This window comes from Cellulophaga lytica DSM 7489 (genome assembly GCF_000190595.1).
In the GTDB taxonomy this organism is placed as follows: Bacteria; Bacteroidota; Bacteroidia; order Flavobacteriales; family Flavobacteriaceae; genus Cellulophaga; species Cellulophaga lytica.
In genome coordinates this window covers 2977669-2996205 of sequence record NC_015167.1, presented here as the reverse complement: position 1 = coordinate 2996205, position 18537 = coordinate 2977669, and the positions used below count along the sequence as shown (strand labels likewise).

The following is an 18537-nucleotide window of genomic DNA, read 5'->3' as shown; positions in this document are numbered from 1 at the left end:
ATGTATAATTTTATTACAAGAATTTTTGATATCATTTTTGCTATAACAGGTTTAGTTTTACTATCCCCATTTTTCATATTTGTTTACATATACTTATTTATAACCAATGATCGTAAAGTATTTTTTTACCATCCAAGGCCCGGTAAAGATGAAAAAATATTTAAGGTTATTAAATTTAAATCTATGAATGACAAAAAAGATGAAAATGGAGAGTTTTTACCTTTTGAACAAAGAGTTACTAAATTTGGAAATACAATAAGAAAATTTTCTTTAGATGAAATACCACAGCTATTAAATGTGATTAAAGGAGATATGAGTTTAGTTGGACCTAGACCATTGCTTGTACAATATTTACCGCTATATAATGATTTTCAAAAACAACGCCATAATGTTAAACCTGGTATTACCGGGTGGGCACAAGTTAATGGCAGAAATGCCATATCATGGGAAAAGAAATTTGAGTTAGACGTTTGGTTTGTAAAAAACAAATCTATATTGCTCTATATTAAAATTTTAGCCTTAACTGTTAAAAAAGTTCTTTTTAAAGAAGGTGTTAATAATAGCGAAAACTTAAACATGACTACTTTCACAGGTACTAAAAATTAATTTGCTAAAAACATCCCCTAATGCAAAATAAAAACGCTGTAATACTTGGTGCCGGATCTTATGGAGAGGTATTTTTAAACTATCTAAAAGAACAAGGCTTTAATATTGTTGGTTTTTATGACGATAATAAAGACAATAAAGGAAAATTAGTACATAATACTCCTATTTTAGGCACCTTTAAAGATTTACTTACTAATGAGGTGAAAAATAAAATTGACTGTATTTTTTGCCCTATTGGCGATAATAAAATAAGAACAAAATATTTAAAAAAACTGTATGACTTTGGGTATGAAATACCTAACTTTATACATGAGTCTGTAATTTACGATAAAGATTGCATACAAGGCAAAGGCATTTATTTGCTACCAGGTGTTATTATAATGCCACATGCCAAAATTAAAGATTATGTAATAGTAAGCATGGGGAGTAAAATAGCTCATCACACACTATTAGAAAAAGGTGTATTTATATCTACTGGCGTTAATGTTGGTGCTAATATAACTATAAATGAAAAAGCCTTTTTAGGCATAAGCTCAACCATTATGACCGGTGTTTCTGACATTGGCAAAAACACAATTGTTGGTTGTGGTGCAGTTGTTATAAAAAATGTTCCCCCACATCATATTGTTGCTGGTTTACCAGCTAAAACACTTAGGGTAATGGAAACAAAAGAACAAAGCGCAAACAAAATTATAGAAGAAAAACCTTTTAAAATAAGTGTTTGTAATTTTAACAATTTAAAAAAGGTAAAGAGCTACAAAAAACTATTAAAAACTCACTTTCAAAATAACATTTACTATTCCTACGAGTATCTTATTTATTTTGAAACAAAGTCAGATAAATTAAGATATTTTGTTTTTGAAGAAAATGAAAAGCCTATAGTTATTATGCCTTTTTATATAAGGTCTATTAAAAACAGTTCTTATTTTGACGTTATTACTCCTTATGGCTATGGAGGTCCACTTTATAATTGCGATATAGATGTAAATAAATTAACTAAATTTTGGGATTTAGTTGATAAATGGTACCTAGACAATAGCGTTGTATCAGAATTTGTTAGATTTAGTTTAACTAAAAACCACATTAATTATTCAGGCACCTTAATAAAAAGTCTATTAAATGTAAAAGGAAAAGTAAAATCTAATGAAGAAGACCATTGGACTTCTTTTTCTAAAAAAGTTAGAAATAATTACAGAAGAGCTTTAAAAAGCAATATTAAATTTAATATCTATAGAGGAGAAGAAATAACAGATAACATTATTTCTGATTTTCATAATATATATATTGAAACTATGAAAAGAAATAATGCTAAAGAAATATACTATTTTCCCAAACAATTTTTTGAAAGCATTATACACTCTAACCCTAACAGCTTTTCAATTGCTTTAGATTACATAAACAACACTGCTGTTTCTGCAGAATTGATAATAATAAATAATAAAACCTTATATGCCTTTTTAGGAGGAACTAGAGCTGAATATTTTTCAGATAGACCAAATGACTTTCTAAGAGTAGAAATACTTAAGTGGGCTGTAAAAAATAAGAAAAATTATTACGTTTTAGGAGGAGGACAATTAGATGGTGACTCTTTATATAAAAGTAAAAAAATGTTTTTCCCAAAAGATGAAGATACACAATTTTACACCGGAAGAAAAATCATAAATAAAAATGTATACAGAGACCTATGTTTAAGAAACAACGTAGATTTTACAGATCAAAATTTTAACGATGATAACTGTAATGATTTCTTTCCTGCTTACAGAAAATAAAAAAGCCCTTACAGGGGCTTTTTTATTTTAAATTTTCTTTTTTAAGATATTCTACAATTTCATTAGCAATAATTTCTCTTCCCAAATTGTTCCAATGCTGGTCATAAATTAAAGTTTTTGGCCTGGAATCTTTTTTAAAATCAGAATTAAAATTTATACTTTTAAAATCATTACTTCGTAAATATTCTAAAAAGTCCTTGGAACAAAGGCTATAATCTAGCAATAAAACATTTTTTTCTTTATTGTAGTTATATGTTTTAACTAATTTTTTAAAGTTAGCTAAATAAATTGAATCGTTATTAACTTCAACTTTTGGATTAGGCTTTACTCTTTTTACAAAATTAATAGTAGAGGTTATTTTATTTTTCACAGGATCAAACAAGCCAATATCTTTTGCATATACTATTAATTTACTCTTTTTTAATAACCTGTTTAAAGGGGTATTTAAAGATAGTCTACTAGATACTTTGTACTCACCTACCGTCAAATCATCTGTATACCTCATATAAATAAACACCTTATCTATATCTTTAAATAAGTGTTCATAAGATTGTATAAGATTAAATTCTTCAGATAAGTTATAACCTGCGTAACCAAACTCTAAAACTTTAATATCTGTTATTTTTTTTTCTACTTTTCTACTTATAGAGTTCGTGTAGTTTTGATGAAACCCTTCTATAAATGAATCGCCAATAATAGCCACCTCTATACTATCTTTAGATACTATATAGTCATCATAAACAGAATTGAATCCAAAATTATTAATTCTATATTCTCCTACATTTTGTTTTCTGTTGCCTGTAACCGAATATCCATTTTGGTTTGGCACCCATTTTTCTACTCCATATTCATCTAAGTACCTTTCTGGTCGCTCATTATGCAAATGAAATATTCTTACTAGTAACTCTAATGAAAGTAATATAATGATTACGTACAGAATGACCTTTAATATAACTTTTTTCATACCCTTAAAATTGAAAATAAATAAATGATCTATCTACTCCATCATCATAAAATAACAGCATTAAAAATACAAGCAAAATATATACAAGTAACCTAACATATTTATTTTTAAAACTTATAGGATTACGCTCTTTATTTCTAATAATATATTCATACGCAACAAAAAACAGTAACAATAATAGGTAATCTATTAATCTATAACCATTAGGATGACTGTAATCGCCCACTGAAAAAACTGTCACAATACGCTTTAAATAAGTGAAAGCATCACTTATAGTTTCTGCTCTAAAAAAAACCCAACCAACGGTTACAAGAGCAAAAGTCAATACTGTACGGTAAACATTTTTTATAGCTGTGACAATGTTAAAACCTGACTTGGCAATTTCTACATACTTTCTGTTAGTTCCCAAAATAAAACTTGGTAAAAACAACAATGCATGAAAAAGACCCCAAAAAATAAACGTCCAATTGGCTCCATGCCAAAACCCGCTCACTATAAAAATAGCGAAGACATTACGAATACCTTTTAATTTTGACCCTCTAGAGCCTCCTAAAGGAATATATAAATAATCTCTAAACCAAGTAGACAAAGAAATGTGCCAACGTCTCCAGAACTCTCCAATATTTTTAGAAAAATATGGAAATTTAAAGTTTGACATTAGCTCTATACCAAATAATTTAGCCGTACCTATAGCTATGTCTGAATACCCACTAAAGTCTCCGTAAATCTGAAAAGCAAAGAAAATAGCCCCCATAATTAATACCGGAGAAGATAAGGTACTATAATTAGAAAAAATATCATTTACTATGGGCGATAAAGAATCTGCTATTACCACTTTCTTAAACAAACCCCATAACATTAAGCGTAACCCATCTTTAGCTTCGCAATAATTAAAGCTTCTTTTTTTGAGTATTTGAGGTAGTAAATTAGAAGCTCTTTCTATTGGACCAGCAACTAATTGCGGAAAAAAGCTAACAAAAGCAGCAAAAGCTATAAACTTTTTGGTTGGTTCTAAATTACGTTTGTATACATCTATTGTATAACTCAACGTCTGGAAAGTATAAAAACTAATACCAACTGGTAATATTATATTTAAAGTACCTATCTCTATTTCTTGTCCAAAAAAAGTAAATGCATCTACAAAACTTTCTACAAAAAAATTATAATATTTGAAAAAACCTAAAAAACCTAAATTAACAATAATACTAGTCCATAAATAAACTTTACGTTTAGTTTCCTTTTCTTCTTTACCTAATAAAACACCTAGAGAATAATCTACCAAGGTGCTAAATGCTATTAAGGATAAAAATCGCCAATCCCACCAACCATAAAACACATAACTTGCTACTAATAGCAAAAAGTTTTGTAATTGTAAGTTTTTATTTACTACAACCCAATACAGGCAAAACACTATTGGCAAAAAAATAGCAAAATCAATGGAATTAAAAAGCATTTAAATGTTGGTTTAGGTTACTATATTTTATCTACTGTAATTTCTATTCTACGGTTTATTTTATGTTCTTGTTCTGTGCAATAAACACCATCTTCACAATTATTTAAAAGTTCTTCTTCGCCAAATGCAGTAGCGTTTACTTTTTCTGATGACACGCCTTTAGACACCAAGAAATCTAAAGATCTTTGCATTCTACGTTGAGATAACCAAAGATTGTATTTGTCTGTACCTCTAGAATCTGTATAAGCGCCAAGTTTAACCGTTACAGTTGGGTTTTCTTGTAATAACTCTGCAATAGAATTTAATGTTTTTTTTGTTCTACTGTCTAAGTAAGAACTATTTAAGGCAAAGTTTATACTACCAAAACTATTAATTTTTGCTTGTAAATCTTCTCTTCTTTGTTTTTCTGCTGCAGCTTTCTCTTTTTCTACTTCTGCTAAACGTAATGCTTCTTGCTCCTTTTTAAGTCGCTCTGCAAGCAACCTAGCCTCTTCTTCTTGCTTTTTAGCTGCTGCTATAGAATCTGCAACACGTTGCTGCTCTTTTAAAATTTCTTCTATCTGAGCTTGTTTTTCTAACCCTTTTTTAGAAAGACCTTTTTCTGCTTTAAATTGATATACAACACCAACTGCATGTTGCAAATGATTTGTTGCCCCATCACCTTTATCCATTGCCCACTTACCAGAAGAGTTAAAGTCTAAACCAATACGTTCTGTAATCCAAGTTCTAAAACCTACAACTCCATTATAAGTACCTCTTCCTTTGTTGTTTGCATCTGTGTAGCCTAAACCTAGACCAATGTAAGGATCAAACCAAGCGGTTTCTCCTATAATTTTATTTAAATCGTAACTTACTCTACTATCAATAGCAAAATAATCAGTCTCCTCTAGGTTTACTGCCCCGTCTACTGTTTTACCTACTTTATATTTATTATAACTTCCTATAGCTTCAACACCAATTCCACTATTAAAATATTTTCCAATACTAACCCTAGAAGGAAAAGCTACTGCATTCCATTGCTTATCTAAATCTAATAATTCATCAAAAACATCTCCTGAATCATCTACAAAGTTATATCCTAGGCCAAACATCCAAGAATTTTTAACTATGCTATCTTTTGCTGTAAGTTGTAAATCTTGAGCCCAAATAGCGCCTACAGTGTGTAATAAAATAACAAATAAACTAACCTTAATCTTTTTCATAATCTAATTTTCCCAAAATAAGATTACGAAGTTATCTTGTTACCAAACTACGCACAATAAAATCGTGTAAACAGTAGCTTTCATCGATGTAAAACAGCTTTTAACAAAACTTATTGATGTGTATTTTTGTAGTACTTTTTAAAGGCTTCTTGGTAGATGTTTTCATAAAGCGGAAGAATATTAACTATATCAAACTTATGAGCTTCTTTTTCTGCATTGTCTTTAAAGGTATTTAAAGTTTCATCATCCTTTAAAATTTTAAGTGCATTAAAAGCCATACTATCTACGTCTCCAACATTGCTCATATACCCAGTAACACCATCTACATTAACTTCTGGTATACCTCCAGTATTACTAGATATTACAGGCACTCTATGCATCATTGCTTCTAAAGCTGCTAATCCAAAACTTTCTGTTTCTGAGGGCAATAAAAACAAATCTGTAAAACATAAAATACGATCTACTTCATTACTATTACCTAAAAATACCACCTTATCTTTTATTCCTAAATCTTCTGCCAATTGTTCTGCCTTAGCCTTTTCTGGCCCCTCACCTACCATAATTAATTTGGCAGCTGTTACATCTACAATTTTTTTAAATATTTGAACTACGTCTGGTATTCTCTTAACTTTTCTAAAATTACTAATATGTGTTATAATGCGCTCATCATCATTAGCCATTAAAGAACGTTGACAATCTGTATAATCTGCATTATAATTGCTCTTATCTATAAAATTAGGTACTACATTTATTTCTTTTTTAATGTGAAAAAGATCTAATGTACTCTGTTTTAAATTTTCTGAAACTGAAGTAACAACTTCTGACTTATTTATACTAAATGTTACTGCTGGTTTGTAAAACGGATGCTTACCTACCAAGGTAATGTCTGTACCGTGTAATGTAGTTACCATTGGTATATAAATACCTTCCTCCTCTAACATTTTTTTAGCCATATAGCCTGCATATGCGTGCGGAATAGCATAATGTACATGCAACATTTCTATTCCAAAGAACTTAACCGTATCTACCAACTTACTAGACAAAGCAAGCTCGTAAGGTTGGTATTTAAATAATGGATATTCTGGTACATTTACTTCATGAAAATGTATACGTTCGTTTAACAACTCTAGCCTAACTGGCTGTCTATAAGTTACAAAATGTATTTCATGACCTCTATTTGCAAGGGCAATTCCTAACTCAGTGGCAACTACACCACTTCCCCCAAAGGTTGGGTAACAAACTATAGCTATTTTCATTCTAGCAAAATTAATATTTTAATTTAGTATAGCGTCGTAAATTATCTGCTGAATTCTGGTTCTTAACCCAGATTTAACTAAAAGATTGTTGTTTTGGGTAGGATAAGTTCTGTTTGATAAAAATACATACACTATTTCTTCTTCTGGATCTGCCCATGTATAAGTACCTGTAAAACCACTATGTCCAAAACTTTTTCTGGAAACACAGCCACAAGTAGAACCAGATCCTTTTAACTGTGGCTTATCAAAGCCTACACCTCTACGGACATCCTCATCACAAAAGTAACATGTATTAAACTTCTTTATTGTTCGTTCGTTAAAGTACCGTTTACCACCATAATAACCACCTTGCAAGTACATTTGCATAATTTTAGCCACATCATTAGCGTTACTAAACAAACCTGCATGACCTCCTACTCCACCTTGCATAGCTGCTCCCATATCATGTACATATCCTTGTACGGTTGCGTAACGGTAATAATTATCTTTTTCTGATGGCACTATCATATCTTTAGAAAACTTCTCTAAAGGGTTGTATGCTGTACGGTTTGCTCCTATTGGTTGGTACAAAAAATTATCTACCAACTTGTCTAAATCATCATTATAAGTATCTTCTATATATTTTTTAAAAACATAGTAGCCTACGTCACTATATCTATACCTATTAGATTTTAGGTCTTGCCTACCAATTCTATTGTAAATTGAATCTTTATAAGCTTTTGTTAAATATAAATGATCAAAAACTTTGTACGGATAGTCATCTGACTTTTTACTGCTATAAAATTCTCTAGAGGGTTTTCTATGATCGTCTAAAGTACTTACATAAAAAGCAATCCAAGCTGGTAGCCTACCGTAGTGAGACAAAGCTTTTAGTACCGTAACATCTTTTAACTCTGTATCTGCATATTCCGGAATTAGATCTTTAAACGTATTATTTAACGCTATTTTATTCTCTTCTTCCATTTTCATAATCATAGGTAGTGTTCCTAAAATTTTGGTAACAGAGGCAAGGTCATATATATAATTATTTGTTATTTTTTCATTAGACTCGTATGTGGGTTTTCCAAAACTTTTATGGTAAACTACTTTTCCTTTACGAGCTACTAAAACCTGTGCTCCTGGAAACATTAAAGAGTCTATACCTGCAGATACCAATGTATCTATTCTTTGTAAACCATATGTACTTAAGCCTACACGCTCAGGATAATCATACCCTAACCTTTTTAATGATTCAAATTTTACTCCTGTCCCTACCGGATAAGTATTACTTATAGAAACTGGTAAACTACCTTTTGCTCCTATAGCTCCAAAAAGCATTTGTGCTGTTTTTTGCTGTGCTATAGCACTGTTTTGATACCCCAAAACAACAGCGTCAATTGTAGACAAATCTTTGTTTAAAAGTGTATAGGGTTTAGCAAAATTTACTAAAATAGAATTTGATGTTCTTAATGCTGAAACTGCTTTTACAATTTCGGCATCTTTAGTTGAAAATTGATACGATTTCCAAGGACTACCATTACTTTTATGATGCCCAATAATTATAAGGTTGTACTGCTGCAACTTTTGAAGTAAAATTTGAAGATTATCTTCCTTTACTTCTGTTACTGTAGTGTATTTTTTAAGCTCCTGTAAAAAATCTTCGCCAGAAGCATCTCCTAAACTTAAATAAGCTATTTTTTTGTTTTCTAATTTAACAACTGGTAAAAGATCTAACTTATTTTTAACAACTGTAATAGCCTCTTCTATTGCCTCTTCATACACTAAGTCATTACTTAATGTATTTAAATCTTCATACAAATTCTTAAGACTTAACAACTTGTGGTTATGTAAATCTGCTTTATACTTTGCTTTTAATATTTTTTTTACTGAATGTGCTAAACGCTTTTCAGTTATAACCCCATAATTATAGGCTTCAATTATTTTTTCTTTTCCTTTTGCTACATCTAAGGGCATTAATAAAATGTCATTACCAGCCATAAAAGCTGTTAAATCTGCGTCTCCAGGATCTGTATGGTCAGCAACACCTTTCATATTTAAGGCATCTGTAAAAACTAACCCTTTATACTGTAGTGTTTTTTGCAATAAATTAGTTACTATGTTTTCTGATAATGAAGAAGGGTAATTTGGTCTAGTTTCTAAACTTGGAATATTTAGGTGCGCTACCATTACACTACTTAATTTTCCGTGGTTAATTAGTTCTTTAAACGGATAAAGCTCTATACTATCTAACCTTTCTTTACTAAAATTGATTACAGGTAATGTTTTATGAGAATCTGTTGCTGTATCTCCGTGTCCAGGAAAGTGCTTACCGCTAGACAATATACCTGCTTTTTCAAACCCGTTTACAAAGGCTATTCCCTTTTTTGCAACATTTCTCTTATCTTCTCCAAAAGATCTATTTCCTATAATTGGATTTAATGGGTTTGTATTTATATCAATATCAGGAGCAAAATTAATGTGCACACCCATACGTTTAGAGTGCTTACCAATTTGCGCTGCTACTTTTTCTACTACTGCATTGTTTTTAATGGCACCAAGAGTCATATTCCAAGGAAATGCATAAGTAGAGTCTAAACGCATTGCCAAACCCCACTCTGCATCCATACCTATTAATAAAGGTATTTTTGCTGCTTTTTGATAACTATTAGTCAATTTAGCCTGCCGTACCGGTCCGCCTTTAGAAAAAATGACACCGCCAATATTTTCTTTAACTATAAGCTCTTTTATTTTATCTGTTTGCTGTTTATTTTGGTTTGATGCAACACTAACCATAAACAACTGCCCTACTTTTTCATCTAAAGTCATTGCATTGTACTGCGCATCTACCCATTTTTTTTGTAAAATAGAATCCTTTGTTAATAAGGGATCTAATGTAGTAACCAAAGAATCTAACTCTTGAGCATTAACTACTAAAAAACTAAAAAAAAATAAAGAAAATGAAACTAATAACCGCATAAACGAATGTAAAACAGGTTTGTTTTTAAGTAAATCTGTAGGTTAAGAACTTTACTTAGTAAGTATAAAAGATTTGGGGAACTTTATATTACATAAACCTACTGTGCCAACTTTCTTCTGCTGGAACTTCCCAGTGGTTTAAATACTCGTGCTTATTAGCTACAAGGTTATTAAATACAATAGTTTTTTTAGAGACCGATTTATTTTTAGCCATCTTTTTAAAGTCTACCAAAGTTTTGTAAGCTACAAATTCTCCTTGTTTGTAAGACACGTTCATCTTATCTAACAAATCTATATTATATTTTTGCTCTAAACTTTGAATAAAACGTACTGAAGCATCTATAGAACAACCTGTTGCCGAAGCATTGGTTTGATCTAAACCTAATACTATAAAACGTTTGTATTTTATTTCATAACCTGCAGTTAGGTTACTACCGTGAGCAGTCCAATCTACTATAAAAGCATCTAAACCCTCTTTTATCTCAGCTAACTCTTCTGGAGTTAAAGACCTATTGGCCTGGTATATCCAAATACGAGATGTATCTGGCAAATCTTTAAAATCTACTAGCATAATTATTTTATTAAAAGTAAATAGACGTTTATTTTTTATAAAACTTCCAATCTACCTAAAAGATTATTTTACAAATCTTCTGCATTAGCAATAAGTTCTGCAATATCCAAAACTTCTACTTCTCCTTCTTTTTCTTTACTCTTAACACCGTCTGTCATCATTGTATTGCAAAAAGGGCAACCTGCGGCTATAATTTCTGGTTTTGTACCTAAAGCTTGTTCTGTACGTTCTACATTAACATCTTTGTTACCATTTTCTGGTTCCTTAAACATTTGCGCTCCACCAGCACCACAACACAATCCTTTTTTCTTGCAGTTTTTCATTTCTACAAGTTCAGCATCAAGCTTACGTATTAGGTCTCTTGGTGCTTCATAAACACCATTTGCTCTACCTAAATAACAAGGGTCATGAAAAGTAATACGTTTTCCTTTATACTGTCCGCCTTCCATAGTAATTCTACCTTCAGACAATAAATCTTTTAAAAACTGAGTATGGTGTACCACCTCATAATTACCACCTAAACCAGGGTATTCATTTTTTATAGTATTAAAACAGTGCGGACAAGCTGTAACTACTTTTTTAACTTCATAAGCATTCATTACCTCTATATTGGTAACTGCTTGCATTTGAAATAAAAATTCATTTCCTGCTCTTTTTGCTGGATCACCTGTACAGCTTTCTTCTGTTCCTAAAACAGCAAAACTAACGTTTGCTTTATTTAAAATTTTTACAAATGCTTTGGTAATTTTTTTTGCTCTATCGTCAAAACTTCCTGCACATCCAACCCAAAATAAAACTTCTGGTTGTTTACCCTCGGCAAATAACTCTGCCATTGTTGGCACTTTTAATTCGTTACTCATAAATATTTTGGATTTCTATTTAAGATTCGTTTTTCCAGTTTAACCTATCCATTTGATTAAATGGCCAAGGCGCTCCGTTGTTTTCTATATTCCCCATCATATTATTTAAGTCTGATGGTGCTGCAGACTGCTCCATTACCAAGTAACGACGCATATCCATAATTATAGATAATGGGTCTATACTAACAGGACAAGCCTCTGTACAAGCATTACATGATGTACACGCCCATAGCTCTTCTTCTGTAATATAATCTCCCAACAATTGTTTGCCATCTGCTACAAACTCGCCTTTATTTTTGTCTATATTATTACCTACTTCCTGAAGCCTATCTCTGGTATCCATCATTATCTTTCTTGGTGATAATAATTTACCTGTTTGGTTTGCAGGACACTCACTAGTACATCTACCACATTCTGTACAGGTATATGAATTTAACAACTGTACCCAGTTTAAATCTGTAACATCTGATGCACCAAATTTATCTGGTTCAGCAGCCTCATCTGCTCCTTCAGCAGGTGCTGCAAATGGGTCTACATCTGGATCCATCATCATTTTAACCTCTGCTGTTACTGCTTCAAGGTTATCTAATTGTCCTTTTGGCTTTACTTTTCCGTAGTATGTATTAGGGAAAGCTAATAAAATATGTAAGTGCTTAGAATAATAAAGGTAATTTAAGAAAAGTAATATACCAATAATATGCAACCACCATGCAGAACGTTCTACAACTATTAGACTAGCCTCTGACATACCGCTAAAAATTGGAGCTATAAACTGACTAACAGGAAATGACCCTGCTTTAACATAGTGTAGTGCATCTATAGTTTGTAATTGAAAATCTGCTGCATTCATTGTTAAAAAAAGCGTCATTAAAACAAACTCTATATACAATATAAGGTTACCATCTTTTTTAGGCCAACCTTTCATTTCTGGCTTTAAAAAACGTTGAATTTTTATAACATTTCTTCTTACCCAAAAGATAACAACCGAAACAATTACTAAAAACGCTAAAATTTCAAAAGAACCAATTAACACATCATAAACAACACCTAATGGCGCAAAAATACGGTGTGTACCAAGCAATCCGTCTAAAATAATTTCTAGCACTTCTATATTAATAATTATAAAACCAACGTATACAACAATGTGTAAAATACCTGCAACAGGACGCACAACCATTTTGGTTTGTCCTAATGCAATACGCGCCATATTTTTCCAGCGTTGTGGTTTGTTATCACTTACATCTACATCTTTCCCTAATTTAATATTACGAGAAAGTGCTTTTACGTTTTTAGCAAAAAATCCTATACCAGCAACTAATACTAGTAAGAAAATAATGTTGGGAAGGTAATCCATATATAATAGTTAGTTATTTAGTTTTTTAAAGTATCTGCAGGGTCATTTTCTGGTAATGTATATTCTTTTTGTTTTTTACCAAAAACAGAAACATTTACATAACGTTTAGGGTTTAATCTAAAATCTTGTAATAGTAAATCTAACTCTTTAGATGCGCCTGCCAGATTGTTGTAAAGTTCTTCATTGTTCATTAATTTTCCTAATGAACCCTCACCTTTATCTATTTTAGTTAGCAAATTATCTAAGTTGGCAACCGTTTTTTGCAATCCTGCAATGCTTTTATCTAGCTCTGCTTCAGACAATGAGGTAGATATTTTAGCAAAATCATCTGTTATTTTTTTTATATTAGCCAAAGAGCTTTCTAAATCTTCTTTGTTATTGGCCATTAAACTATTTAAAGAGTTTGTAGTTACTTTAAAACTCTTTATTAAATCATTTAAACCAGCTATACTACTTTGTAAATCCTTTTTTGTTTTAGCATCTAAAACATCATTTACATTTATTAAAAGTGAATCTGCATTAGAAATAGCTCCTTCTACCTTTGTTTGCAATGGTGCTAGGTTTTGTTGTACAAGATCTGTTAACCCTGGTTTTGTTTTAGTCACCAAAGTATCACCAGACTCTGCCATTTTTGCGTTATCAAAAACAGGTATTATCTGAATTCCTTTTCCTCCAATAATACCAGTATCATACAATTCTGCTATACTATTTTTAGAAAACTGAAAATCACTATCTACAGTAAAAGTTACCATTAACTTTCCTGTTTTATCTTTAAACCTAATGTCATTTACCTTACCTACAGAAAATCCGTTTATAGAAACCTGCGTACCTGGTTGCAGACCTCCAACATCATCATAAACTGCATAAAATGTTTTACTATTATCAAACAACGGCGTTGCTTTTAGGTAGCTAAAACCTAATATAAATAGCAATATTCCGCCAATAACAATTATTCCTGTTTTTAATTCTCTAGATAGTTTCAATAGAAATATGTTTTACTCTAAATTTAATTAGAATTATTCTTTTAATTGTTTAATAGCATCCTCTACATTAATACGCTTGCCATCTTTATAGGCAACTATGTAAGAAGATGTGTATCCTTTTATATCTGCATTACTCTTTATTAATTTAGCATCATAATACGTTTTAGCGTTACCTGTCATATAACGAAATAAACTATTAACTGGTTCTTTTGTTAACGCATTAAGTCCTTTAAAATTATCTGGTTTTAAAGGTATAGATTTTCCGCTTGCAAAAAGCTGCACTCTAAATTCTATAGTACTTTTTTTTGTTGTTGCTAAGGTTGTTTTAGCTTCTTCTTGTGCTTTTTTTACTATTACAGGTTCCTTAATAGCTGGCTTTTTAGTAACTACTACATCTTTTTCTATAACTTCTTCTACTTCTTTTTTAACAGTAGTTGGTACAACCTCTTTGGTTACTTTTGGCTCTGGCGTATTACCAGTAGCTGCCAAAGCATTAGCCACCAACTGATCCATATAACCAACAACAGCCTCTGCTATTGCAGTTCCCATTTCTAATTGCCCAGATCTAGAATTTAAATAAGCACCTTCATTTTTATTGGTTAAAAAACCTGTTTCAATTAAAACGCTAGGCATAAAGGTTTGGTGTAACACTATAAACCCAGCTTGTTTAACCTTACGGTCTGTTCTTTTTAATTTGTTAGAAAACTTATCTTGCAACAATTTTGCCAAAGCAATACTTTGGTCTAAAAACTCTTCTTGCATTATAGTTAAACCAATTACAGACTCTGGAGAATCTATATTATACTCAGAGTATTTAGCCTGGTAATTGTCTTCTAAATAAATAACAGAGTTCTCTTTTTTAGCAATTTCAAAATTTTGCTTATTAGCGTGTAACCCTAAAACAAAAGTACCCGCACCGTGAGCATCTGATGTGTGAGAATCACAATGTACAGAAACAAACAAGTCTGCATTTGCTTTATTGGCTATTTCTCCGCGCTCAAACAAATCTACAAAAGTATCGTCCTTTCTGGTGTATATTACTTTAATGTTTGGGTTTTGAGATAATAACTCCCCTGCCTTTAAAACAATATTTAATGCTATATTTTTTTCTAAGTAACCATTTCCCAAGTTTCCTGGGTCATGACCACCGTGACCAGCGTCTAAAACAACTACAAATTTATCTTGTGCTGTAGTAGAATTGTAATTAATGCTAAAAGATGAAAGTAAAAAAGTAAGCAGCAATAGTCTAATTGATGAAAAGCTGTTAAATTTTAATATATAATTATTAAATGTTTTATTCATTTAGGTTAAATTTATTCTAATGCGTATTTTAAAATAAAAAATATGCGTAAGTTTGAAGCCCAAAACGACGAGCCAAATCAATACAAAAATAGGATTTATAGCCTTGCAATCAAATAAACATCGTTTACTTTTTTCTTTACTCCTGTTTTTAGGGGTTTTAAGCCTATCTGCACAGGAAGATAAGGTAATACCACTAACTATAAAGAAACAAAAAGACACTATAGTAGCACCATTAATTCCTGCAGATATCTTAGGTGCCCCTGTTAAAAAAGATAGTATTATACAAGATTCTACCTCTAAAAAAGAGCCTTTACTTGCAGATATTGTAAAAAGAAAAGCAGAAGGTTATATGCGTTATGACCGCAAAGAGGGTAAAATTTACCTATATGATAAAGCTGAACTTTACTACCAAGATACAGAGTTAAAAGCGGGTATTATAATTATGGATCTTGCTAAAAACGAAGTTTATGCAGGCCGTATTAAAGACTCTACTGGAGTTTACTCTCAGCTACCAGATTTTAAACAAGGAAACCAAATTGTTAAACCAGACTCTATAAGGTTTAATTTTGATACACAAAAGGCACTTATATGGAATTCTAGAACAGAGCAACAAGCTGGTTTAGGAAGCATAGGTAGTGATGCTATGAAAGTGTATGCAGAGAAAACAAAAAAGGAAAACGACTCTGTTTATTTTATGAGTAGAGCTAAAATTACTACATCTAACGATACTATAAATCCAGACTATTATATACTTGTACGTAAAGGTAAATTTGTACCCGGAAAAAAAATGATTGCAGGTTATAGTAATATGTTTATTGCAGATGTACCTACACCAATTGCATTACCGTTTGCTTATTTTCCTATGACAACTGGTAATACTGCAGGCTTAATTTTTCCAACTTTTGGTAGTGATCCAGACAGAGGGTATTTTTTACAAAATGGTGGTTATTATTTTCCTATTAATGATTATGTAGATTTAACACTACAAGGAGACTTTTACACCAATGGTAGTTACGGTTTTAGAGGGCAGTCCGTCTACACTAAACGTTACAAATACAAGGGAAATGTTAATATTAGATTTGAGAACCAGATAAATAGTCAAAAAGGATTTGAAGACTACAGCAGGTCTACAAATTACAACATACAAATATCACACACGCAAGATCCTAAAAATAACCCTAACTCCAGGTTATCTGCAAATGTAAACCTTGGTAGTAGTGATTATTACAGAAGTTCATTAAACCAATACAACGTACCCAATACCCAAAATAACAACTTATCATCTTCTGTTTCCTATTCCAAAACGTTTCCGGCATACCCGTCTGTAAACCTTAGTTTAACAGCTACTCATAACCAAAACACCAATACAGACGTTATTAACTTAACGCTACCTACAATGCAAGCAAGTATGGAGCGTATTTTTCCGTTTGCAAAAAAAGATGGCTTAAAAAAAGGGATCATACAGAACATCAATTTTCAATATGATGTTAATGCGCAAAACCAAATAACAACAGTAGATTCACTTTTCTTTAAGTCTGAAATGTTTGATGATGCAAGAGTTGGAGCAAGACACAGAATACCTATTAGCACTAATTTTAAACTTTTTAAACAGTTAAGTGTTAGTCTTGGTGGATCTTATGAAGATATTTGGACGCTAGAAACCTATAACAAGTCTTATGATGAAACTACAGAAGAAGTAGTATCTGAAAAAATAAATGGCTTTGACCGCTACAACAAATACAGCTTTAGTGCTAGTTTAGGAACAACAGTGTACGGTACTTGGACTTTTGATGAAAGCAAAAACATACAAGCTATAAGGCATACAATGCGTCCATCTATTGGTTATAGCTACTCTCCTTCTTTTGAAGAAACTTATGATGAGTATATGAATGCTGATGGAGAATACATACAGTACAGTAGGTTTGAAGGAACTTTAAATGGTGCACCTGGCTTAACACAAAGTAGCGCTCTAAGTTTTTCTTTACAAAATACGCTAGAAGCAAAAGTAAAAGATAAAGACTCTACCGCTACAGAGCCTAAAAAAATATCATTATTAAGTAGTTTTAATATTTCTACTAATTATAATTTTCAAGCAGACTCTCTACGTTTAAGTCCGTTTAGGGTAAATGGTGGTACTACTATTTTAAACAAAAAAATGTCCATTAACTTTTCTGCAAATCTAGATCCTTACGCAATAGATAACAAAGGCACCAGAATTAATACTCTAAATATTAATAACGGTGGTAGCTTATTTAGACTTACCACAGCAAGAGCCAACATTGGATACTCTTTAAGTAGTAAAATGTTTGATAAGGATAAAGATGATGAGGATGACAATAAGGACAACGGAGACTCTTATGTTGCCGCCAGTGGTGGTAGAACAGACGACTTATTTGGAACCGCAGATAATTTTAATGGCAGGCCAGGAAACCTTAATGACGATGAAGACGAAGAGGTTAAAGAAAATCCGTTATACAAAAACACAATTCCTTGGGATATAAGGCTTGCCTATGCCGTAAGCTATAGCAACCCCAACAGACAGGATGAAATTAGCAACCACTCTTTAATGTTTTCTGGTAATGTAGATTTAACTCCTAGATGGAAAGTTGGAGTATCATCTGGTTACGATTTTAAAAACCAAGGTTTTTCTTTAACACAATTGCGTTTTGAAAGAGATTTAAAGAGTTTTAGACTTAACTTTAACTGGACTCCTTTTGGTACTTATGAAAGATGGTATTTCTTTATAGGAATTAAGAGCAGTATACTTAAAGACCTTAAATGGGAACAAAGAAGCCAGAGATAAAACAACATTTATTTCTAAAGTATTCTTCTTCTTTTTAAAATAATTAAAAACACTTAATTAAGATGAAAAAAATTATTACAACTACAAATGCACCTGCTCCAATTGGGCCATATAACCAAGCTGTATTAACAGGTAACACTTTATACATATCCGGACAAATACCTATTGACCCAAAAACAGGAAATTTAATAGAAGGTGATATTAAAGCTGAAACTAAACAAAGTATGGAAAACTTAAAAGCTATACTTACAGAAGCTGAAATGACATTTGAAAACGTAGTAAAATCTTGCATATTTGTTAATGATATGCATCAGTTCTCAGAAATTAATGAAGTATACGGTTCTTATTTTAATGCAGATACAGCACCGGCAAGAGAAACTGTAGAAGTAGCAAATTTACCTAAGTTTGTAAATGTAGAAATATCTATGATTGCCGTAAAATAAAATTTAATTAGTAAAT

At 31.4% G+C, this 18537-nt stretch carries 14 protein-coding genes; 4 read left to right on the top strand and 10 right to left on the bottom strand.

Going from position 1 to position 18537, the window contains the following annotated elements:
* Complete coding sequence (locus CELLY_RS13155) at positions 1-606, top strand: sugar transferase (protein WP_013622173.1); 606 nt, start codon at positions 1-3, stop codon at positions 604-606.
* Positions 607-626: 20 nt separating this feature from the next.
* The gene (locus tag CELLY_RS16930; protein WP_013622172.1) at positions 627-2375 is read left to right on the top strand and encodes a NeuD/PglB/VioB family sugar acetyltransferase; all 1749 of its coding nucleotides are present in this window, start codon (positions 627-629) and stop codon (positions 2373-2375) included.
* A 22-nt stretch (positions 2376-2397) separates the two neighbouring features.
* On the opposite strand, the gene CELLY_RS13140 is transcribed toward CELLY_RS16930, so the two are convergent.
* The 10 genes from CELLY_RS13140 to CELLY_RS13095 all read right to left on the bottom strand — a co-directional run bounded on the left by CELLY_RS13140 (position 2398) and on the right by CELLY_RS13095 (position 15275).
* Positions 2398-3339: a hypothetical protein gene (locus tag CELLY_RS13140; RefSeq protein WP_013622171.1), complete on the bottom strand. Its 942-nt coding sequence runs from the start codon at positions 3337-3339 to the stop codon at positions 2398-2400.
* A gap of 4 nt (positions 3340-3343) precedes the next feature.
* Positions 3344-4792 carry an MBOAT family O-acyltransferase gene (locus tag CELLY_RS13135; protein ID WP_013622170.1) on the bottom strand — a complete coding sequence of 483 codons (1449 nt, stop codon included), beginning with the start codon at positions 4790-4792 and terminating at the stop codon, positions 3344-3346.
* A 20-nt stretch (positions 4793-4812) separates the two neighbouring features.
* A complete protein-coding gene (locus CELLY_RS13130) occupies positions 4813-5994 on the bottom strand; it encodes an OmpA family protein (protein WP_013622169.1) in 1182 nt (393 codons plus the stop codon).
* A gap of 110 nt (positions 5995-6104) precedes the next feature.
* Complete coding sequence (gene bshA / locus CELLY_RS13125; RefSeq protein WP_013622168.1) at positions 6105-7250, bottom strand: N-acetyl-alpha-D-glucosaminyl L-malate synthase BshA; 1146 nt, start codon at positions 7248-7250, stop codon at positions 6105-6107.
* Between the two features lie 18 nt (positions 7251-7268).
* Positions 7269-10205 carry a serine hydrolase domain-containing protein gene (locus CELLY_RS13120; RefSeq protein WP_013622167.1) on the bottom strand — a complete coding sequence of 979 codons (2937 nt, stop codon included), beginning with the start codon at positions 10203-10205 and terminating at the stop codon, positions 7269-7271.
* An 88-nt stretch (positions 10206-10293) separates the two neighbouring features.
* Positions 10294-10776 carry a hypothetical protein gene (locus tag CELLY_RS13115; protein WP_013622166.1) on the bottom strand — a complete coding sequence of 161 codons (483 nt, stop codon included), beginning with the start codon at positions 10774-10776 and terminating at the stop codon, positions 10294-10296.
* A 68-nt stretch (positions 10777-10844) separates the two neighbouring features.
* Positions 10845-11636, bottom strand: coding sequence for a (Fe-S)-binding protein (locus tag CELLY_RS13110; RefSeq protein WP_013622165.1), 792 nt, complete (start codon positions 11634-11636; stop codon positions 10845-10847).
* A 19-nt stretch (positions 11637-11655) separates the two neighbouring features.
* Positions 11656-12990, bottom strand: coding sequence for a 4Fe-4S dicluster domain-containing protein (locus CELLY_RS13105; RefSeq protein WP_013622164.1), 1335 nt, complete (start codon positions 12988-12990; stop codon positions 11656-11658).
* Positions 12991-13007: 17 nt separating this feature from the next.
* Positions 13008-13973: an MlaD family protein gene (locus CELLY_RS13100; protein WP_013622163.1), complete on the bottom strand. Its 966-nt coding sequence runs from the start codon at positions 13971-13973 to the stop codon at positions 13008-13010.
* A gap of 33 nt (positions 13974-14006) precedes the next feature.
* A complete protein-coding gene (locus CELLY_RS13095) occupies positions 14007-15275 on the bottom strand; it encodes an N-acetylmuramoyl-L-alanine amidase family protein (protein ID WP_013622162.1) in 1269 nt (422 codons plus the stop codon).
* A 103-nt stretch (positions 15276-15378) separates the two neighbouring features.
* Between CELLY_RS13095 and CELLY_RS13090 the strand changes: the two genes are divergently transcribed.
* Both CELLY_RS13090 and CELLY_RS13085 read left to right on the top strand, forming a co-directional pair.
* Positions 15379-18078 (top strand): putative LPS assembly protein LptD, encoded by a 2700-nt coding sequence (locus CELLY_RS13090; RefSeq protein WP_034644697.1) that lies wholly within the window; start codon positions 15379-15381, stop codon positions 18076-18078.
* A gap of 62 nt (positions 18079-18140) precedes the next feature.
* Positions 18141-18521, top strand: a complete 381-nt coding sequence (locus CELLY_RS13085) for a RidA family protein (RefSeq protein ID WP_013622160.1) — start codon at positions 18141-18143, stop codon at positions 18519-18521.
* Positions 18522-18537 lie beyond the last annotated feature (16 nt).

Excerpts from the sequence above, each read along its gene's own strand:
- CELLY_RS13120 (WP_013622167.1), bottom strand. The coding sequence starts at position 10,205 with ATGCGGTTATTAGTTTCATTTTCTTTATTTTTTTTTAGTTTTTTAGTA.
- bshA (WP_013622168.1), bottom strand. The coding sequence starts at position 7,250 with ATGAAAATAGCTATAGTTTGTTACCCAACCTTTGGGGGAAGTGGTGTA.
- CELLY_RS13155 (WP_013622173.1), top strand. The coding sequence starts at position 1 with ATGTATAATTTTATTACAAGAATTTTTGATATCATTTTTGCTATAACA.
- CELLY_RS13110 (WP_013622165.1), bottom strand. The coding sequence starts at position 11,636 with ATGAGTAACGAATTAAAAGTGCCAACAATGGCAGAGTTATTTGCCGAG.
- CELLY_RS13135 (WP_013622170.1), bottom strand. The coding sequence starts at position 4,792 with ATGCTTTTTAATTCCATTGATTTTGCTATTTTTTTGCCAATAGTGTTT.
- CELLY_RS16930 (WP_013622172.1), top strand. The coding sequence starts at position 627 with ATGCAAAATAAAAACGCTGTAATACTTGGTGCCGGATCTTATGGAGAG.
- CELLY_RS13140 (WP_013622171.1), bottom strand. The coding sequence starts at position 3,339 with ATGAAAAAAGTTATATTAAAGGTCATTCTGTACGTAATCATTATATTA.
- CELLY_RS13130 (WP_013622169.1), bottom strand. The coding sequence starts at position 5,994 with ATGAAAAAGATTAAGGTTAGTTTATTTGTTATTTTATTACACACTGTA.
- CELLY_RS13105 (WP_013622164.1), bottom strand. The coding sequence starts at position 12,990 with ATGGATTACCTTCCCAACATTATTTTCTTACTAGTATTAGTTGCTGGT.
- CELLY_RS13085 (WP_013622160.1), top strand. The coding sequence starts at position 18,141 with ATGAAAAAAATTATTACAACTACAAATGCACCTGCTCCAATTGGGCCA.
- CELLY_RS13115 (WP_013622166.1), bottom strand. The coding sequence starts at position 10,776 with ATGCTAGTAGATTTTAAAGATTTGCCAGATACATCTCGTATTTGGATA.
- CELLY_RS13095 (WP_013622162.1), bottom strand. The coding sequence starts at position 15,275 with ATGAATAAAACATTTAATAATTATATATTAAAATTTAACAGCTTTTCA.